The sequence below is a fragment of the Bradyrhizobium sp. 159 genome (assembly GCF_023073795.1).
GTDB lineage: Bacteria > Pseudomonadota > Alphaproteobacteria > Rhizobiales > Xanthobacteraceae > Bradyrhizobium.
Window position 1 is genome coordinate 1 of record NZ_JADPKE010000016.1, and the last position, 5,086, is coordinate 5,086.

The window sequence follows — 5,086 nt, forward strand, 5'->3', positions numbered from 1 at the left end:
CTACCGAGCTCGCTTGGCTGCTCGCCGCCCATCTAAGGCTCCTAATTCGCCGTCTAGCCAGACCTTGATAGCGTCCACGCGCTTTTTGAGTCAGGCTCTGAGGAGCCCGCAAAGCGGGCGTCTCGAAGGATCGAGGCTCAACTGCAACAGCACGGGACTTTCATGGTTCGAGACGGCGCTGACGCGCCTCCTCACCATGAGGGCTGGCTGCCGGGCTAGTCCCCGTGCCATCCGCAGGCGCGGAGGCGCTCGTGCATGTGGGGCGGGGCCGGCGCCACGACGCGGATCGGCTCCTTGTTCCGGGAGATCGGCACCACGATCTCGCGGGAATGCAGGTGCAGGCGCGGCTCGCCGAAGCGCGGGCCGTTGCCGTAAATGTTATCGCCGATGATCGGCCAGCCGGTCGCGGCCGAATGCACCCGCAATTGGTGGGTCCGGCCGGTCACCGGTTCCATGGCGAGCCAGGCGAGGCCCGCGCCCCGGCCCATCACCTTCCAATTGGTGATCGCCTTCTGCCCTTCGGGATCCGGCTTCTGCCACCATCCGCGCTCGGCATTGAGGCGGCCGAGCGGCATGTCGATGGTGCCTTCATCTTCATCAGGGCCGCCCTCGACCACGGTCCAGTAGGTCTTGCCGATCTTGCCGTGCTTGAACAGCAGGCCGAGCGAGGCGGTGGCTTTGCGATGGCGGCCGAGCACGAGACAGCCTGAGGTGTCCTTGTCGAGCCGGTGAGCCAGCACCGGCGGCCGCGGCAGACCGAAGCGCAGCGCGTCGAAGGAGGCTTCGAGGTTCGCCCCGCCCTTGGGGCCGCGATGCACCGGCAGGCCGGCCGGCTTGTCGATGACCAGCATCAAGCCGTCGCGATGGAGCACGCGGGCCAAAATCTCATCAGCGGTCAATTCGGGAACATCGAGCAATTGCAAGACTTTCGTTTAATCGTCGGAACGGCTAACACACCCCCACCATGAACGATACCTCCGAGACCCCCAAGCTGAGCTGGTGGCGCCGCCTGTCCGACGGGCTGAAGCGCACCTCGTCCTCGCTCGGGACCGCGGTCGCCGATCTCGTCACCAAGCGCAAGCTCGATCGCGCCATGCTCGACGACATCGAGGACGTGCTGCTGCGCGCCGATCTCGGCACGCAAGTCGCAGTGCGGATCGCGGATGCCGTCGGTACGGGGCGCTACGACAAGGCGATCTCGGCGGACGAGGTCAAGGACGTGGTCGCCACCGAGGTCGAGAAGGTGCTCGCGCCGGTGGCGAAGCCGCTCGAGATCGATGCGGGCAAGAAGCCGTTCGTCATCCTCGTGGTCGGCGTCAACGGCTCCGGCAAGACCACCACCATCGGCAAGCTGTCGCAAAAATTCGCCTCCGAAGGCCGCAAGGTGATGCTGGCTGCCGGCGACACCTTTCGCGCGGCGGCGATCGAACAGCTCAAGGTCTGGGGCGAGCGCACCAAGACGCCGGTCATCGCCGGCGCGCAAGGCTCGGATTCGGCGAGCCTTGCCTTCAGCGCGCTGACGGCAGCAAAGGAGCAGAGCGCCGACGTCCTCCTGATCGACACCGCGGGTCGGCTTCAGAACAAGGCCGAACTGATGAACGAGCTCGAGAAGGTCGTGCGCGTCATCCGCAAGGTGGATGCCACCGCGCCGCATGCGGTGCTGCTGGTGCTGGATGCCACCGTCGGCCAGAACGCGCTGTCGCAGGTCGAGGCCTTTCACCGCACCGCCGGGGTCACCGGCCTCGTGATGACCAAGCTCGACGGCACCGCGCGCGGCGGCATCCTGGTGGCGCTGGCGGAAAATTTCAAACTGCCGGTGCATTTCATCGGCGTCGGCGAGGGCGTCGACGATCTCGCGCCCTTCACCGCGCGCGATTTCGCCCGCGCGATCGCCGGAATCGAAAGTTGAGAATGGACAAGACCCAGCCGCATCCGTTGTTCAAGCTTGCGACCGAGCTCGGTCCGCTGCTCGTGTTCTTCTTCGTCAATGCCAGGTTCAACCTGTTCGCCGCGACCGGTGCCTTCATGGTGGCAATCGTGGCGGCGATGGCCGCGTCCTATATGGTGACGCGGCACATCCCGATCATGGCGATCGTGACGGCCGTGATCGTGCTGGTGTTCGGCACGCTGACCCTGGTGCTACACGATGAGACCTTCATCAAGGTCAAGCCGACCATCATCTACGGCCTGTTCGCCGCGATCCTCGGCGGCGGCCTGCTGTTCGGCCGCTCCTTCATTGCCGTGATGTTCGATCAGGTGTTCAATCTGACGCCGCACGGCTGGCGCATCCTGACGCTGCGCTGGGCGCTGTTCTTTGCCGGCATGGCGGTGCTGAACGAGATCATCTGGCGCACCCAGAGCACGGACTTCTGGGTGAACTTCAAGGTCTTCGGCGTGACGACGCTGACCATGATCTTCGCCGTCGCCCAGTTGCCGCTGACCAAGCGCTACCACCTTGCGCCGGCGTCGCTGGAAGCGAGCGAGGCCGAGGCGGGAGATGTGAGCAAGGGCTAGGGCGAAACGTCGCCCCACGTACCGCTGTCATTCCCCGCGCAAGCGGGGAATTCAGTACGCCGCGGCTTCTCCGTATACTGCTGACGTCTCTGGAATACTGGATCGCCCGATCAAGTCGGGCGATGACAGTTCAGTGTGTCGCACGAGAGCGCGGAGCTAGCTCCCCGCTTTCAACGCCTTCTCCAGCTGCGGCAATAACACGGTGCGCAGATTGTCCGGCGTGATCGGTCCAACCAGCTTGTAGACGATGGTGCCCTCGGGGCCGACGACGAAGATCTCCGGCACGCCATAGACGCCCCATTCGATCGAGGCGCGGCCGTTGGCGTCCACGCCGACGCGGCTGAACGGGTTGCCATAGCGCCCGAGGAAGCGCCGCGCGTTGTCGGCCGCGTCCTTGTAGTTGATGCCGACGAGCTGGAAGCGCTTGTCCTTGGCGAGCTCGGTCAGCAGCGGCGCCTCGTCATGGCAGGGCACGCACCAGGACGCCCAGACGTTGACGAGGCTGACCTTGCCCTTGAACGCGGCGGGATCGAGCCCCGGCACCGGCGCATTGTCAGCCTGCAATCCTTCGAGCGGCGGCAGCAGGGTTTGCGGCGCAGGCCGTCCGATCAGCGCGGACGGAATCCGCGAGGGATCGCCGCTGCCGAGCCGAAACCAGAACAGCAGGGCCAGCGCGATGAAGGCGATCAGCGGCAGCACCATCAGGAAGGTGCGACGCTGCTGCGTCGCCTGGCTCGATGGATTGCTCATGATCTGTCCGTCGCGCTGCGGCCGGAGCGGCGGGTAACGCCGCTGCGATCGAGCTCGCGCAGGCGCGCAATCTGGCTGCGGTAGTCGAGCATGACCCAGCCGATCAGGAGCACGACCACGAGGGCCGCTGCGGCATAGGACATCACGATGAACGACGCGTATGGGCCGAGCGTTATCATCACGCAGCCCCAGCTTCTTTTGACGCGTTTTCTTCACGCGAACCGGCGCTTAACTCGCTCGAAAACGCGACGCGGCTCGCCTGCACCATCTGCAGGGAGCGGACACGGCGGCGCAGGATCTCGTTGCGCATCGCAGCTAAGTGCAACGTGACGAACAGCAGCGTGAAGGCGATCGCCATCACCAGCAGCGGGATCAGGAACGATTTGTCGAGTGCCGAGCCGCCGATGCGCATCACCGAGGCCGGCTGATGCAGCGTGTTCCACCAATCGACGGAAAACTTGATGATGGGCAGGTTGATGGCGCCGACCAGCGTCAGCACCGCGGCGGCGCGTGCCGCGCGCGAGGGATCGTCGACCGCGCGCCACAGCGCCATCAGGCCGAGATACATCAGGAACAGGATCAGCACCGATGTCAGCCGCGCGTCCCATTCCCAATAGGTGCCCCACATTGGCCGTCCCCACAGCGAGCCGGTGAGCAGCGCGAGGAAGGTGAAGGCGGCGCCGATCGGCGCTGCCGCTTTGGCGGCGACATCGGCGAGCGGATGCCGCCATACCAACGTGCCCAGCGAGGCGATGCTCATGACGCCCCACACGAACATCGAGAGCCAGGCATTGGGCACGTGGATGAACATGATCTTCACCGTCGCGCCCTGTTGATAATCGTCGGGCGCAAGCGCTGATTGGTACAGGCCGATGGTGAGCAGGATGACGGTCGCAGCCGCAAGCCACGGCAGCAGGCGCGCTGTTAGTGCGAGGAACCGCGTGGGATTGGCGAGGTCGATCAGCGTCATGGTTATTGTGATAATGATCCGGGAGCGCTCAGGCAATCAGCACGAAAGTGCGTCGCGAGAGTTGATGGGGGTCAAGGTGAGGCGAGCTCATCTCAGTCGAGTCCATGCCGCAGGCTCGCCGCCGCCGCGAAAGGGCCGACGACGAGGCTGACCAGCGACACTGCGCAGAGGATCGAGAACGGCGCGCCGAACGTCATGGGACCGACGATCACCGCCTGCGAGGCCGCGACCCCGAAAATCAGCACCGGAATCGACAGCGGCAGCACCAGCACGGCCATCAAAAGCCCGCCGCGATGCAGCGTCACCGCCAACGCCGCGCCGATCATGCCGGTGAAGGTGAGCGCCGGGGTGCCTGCCAGCAGCGTCAGCGCCACCGCGCCGGTTGCGACCATGTCGAGGTTGAGCAAAAGGCCGAGCACCGGGGTTGCGACAATCAGCGGCAGGCCGGCGGCCAGCCAGTGCGCCAGCGCTTTCGCAGCGCAGGCCAGTTCCAGCGGCGTCCGGCTCATCGTGATCAGGTCGAGCGAGCCGTCCTCATGATCGGCCATGAACAGCCGGTCCAGCGTGAGCAGGCTCGCCAGCAGCGCACCGAGCCACAGGATGGCCGGCCCGAGCCGCGACAGCAGCGCCAGATCCGGGCCCACCGCGAACGGCATCAGCACCACCACGGTGAGGAAGAACAGCACGCCAATCAATGCCCCGCCGCCGACGCGAAGCGCGATCCGGATGTCCCGGCGGATGAGCGCGGCAAGGGCGGTCATGGGGGGCTTCCTTCGAGGCCGCGCCCATGCATGGCCGGCTGGCGCCACGGGCAAACTGCGCTCCCTCCCCCCTTGTGGGGGAGGGCTGGGG

General features: G+C 65.9%; 7 protein-coding genes. 2 read left to right on the forward strand and 5 right to left on the reverse strand.

Annotated elements, in window-relative coordinates; translation table 11 throughout:
• Positions 1–215: 215 nt before the first annotated feature.
• Complete coding sequence (locus tag IVA96_RS02310; protein ID WP_247281266.1) at positions 216–917, reverse strand: RNA pseudouridine synthase; 702 nt, start codon at positions 915–917, stop codon at positions 216–218.
• 47 nt (positions 918–964) lie between these two features.
• Between IVA96_RS02310 and ftsY the strand changes: the two genes are divergently transcribed.
• Entirely contained in the window at positions 965–1,909 is a 945-nt protein-coding gene (gene ftsY, locus IVA96_RS02315) for a signal recognition particle-docking protein FtsY (RefSeq protein ID WP_247415250.1), read from the forward strand.
• A 2-nt stretch (positions 1,910–1,911) separates the two neighbouring features.
• Positions 1,912–2,514: a septation protein A gene (locus IVA96_RS02320; protein WP_247281260.1), complete on the forward strand. Its 603-nt coding sequence runs from the start codon at positions 1,912–1,914 to the stop codon at positions 2,512–2,514.
• Positions 2,515–2,670: 156 nt separating this feature from the next.
• On the opposite strand, the gene IVA96_RS02325 is transcribed toward IVA96_RS02320, so the two are convergent.
• The 4 genes from IVA96_RS02325 to ccmB form a co-directional block, all read right to left on the reverse strand.
• Positions 2,671–3,264 carry a DsbE family thiol:disulfide interchange protein gene (locus tag IVA96_RS02325; protein ID WP_247415252.1) on the reverse strand — a complete coding sequence of 198 codons (594 nt, stop codon included), beginning with the start codon at positions 3,262–3,264 and terminating at the stop codon, positions 2,671–2,673.
• The gene (ccmD, locus tag IVA96_RS02330; protein WP_247281258.1) at positions 3,261–3,446 is read right to left on the reverse strand and encodes a heme exporter protein CcmD; all 186 of its coding nucleotides are present in this window, start codon (positions 3,444–3,446) and stop codon (positions 3,261–3,263) included. The genes IVA96_RS02325 and ccmD overlap by 4 nt, the downstream gene beginning before the upstream one ends.
• The gene (locus IVA96_RS02335; protein WP_247281257.1) at positions 3,443–4,234 is read right to left on the reverse strand and encodes a heme ABC transporter permease; all 792 of its coding nucleotides are present in this window, start codon (positions 4,232–4,234) and stop codon (positions 3,443–3,445) included. The genes ccmD and IVA96_RS02335 overlap by 4 nt, the downstream gene beginning before the upstream one ends.
• A gap of 92 nt (positions 4,235–4,326) precedes the next feature.
• On the reverse strand, positions 4,327–4,995 hold the full coding sequence (gene ccmB, locus IVA96_RS02340) for a heme exporter protein CcmB (protein WP_247281256.1): 669 nt from the start codon (positions 4,993–4,995) through the stop codon (positions 4,327–4,329).
• Positions 4,996–5,086: the final 91 nt, after the last annotated feature.

Excerpts from the sequence above, each read along its gene's own strand:
- ftsY (WP_247415250.1), top strand. The coding sequence starts at position 965 with ATGAACGATACCTCCGAGACCCCCAAGCTGAGCTGGTGGCGCCGCCTG.
- IVA96_RS02320 (WP_247281260.1), top strand. The coding sequence starts at position 1,912 with ATGGACAAGACCCAGCCGCATCCGTTGTTCAAGCTTGCGACCGAGCTC.
- IVA96_RS02325 (WP_247415252.1), bottom strand. The coding sequence starts at position 3,264 with ATGAGCAATCCATCGAGCCAGGCGACGCAGCAGCGTCGCACCTTCCTG.
- IVA96_RS02335 (WP_247281257.1), bottom strand. The coding sequence starts at position 4,234 with ATGACGCTGATCGACCTCGCCAATCCCACGCGGTTCCTCGCACTAACA.
- ccmB (WP_247281256.1), bottom strand. The coding sequence starts at position 4,995 with ATGACCGCCCTTGCCGCGCTCATCCGCCGGGACATCCGGATCGCGCTT.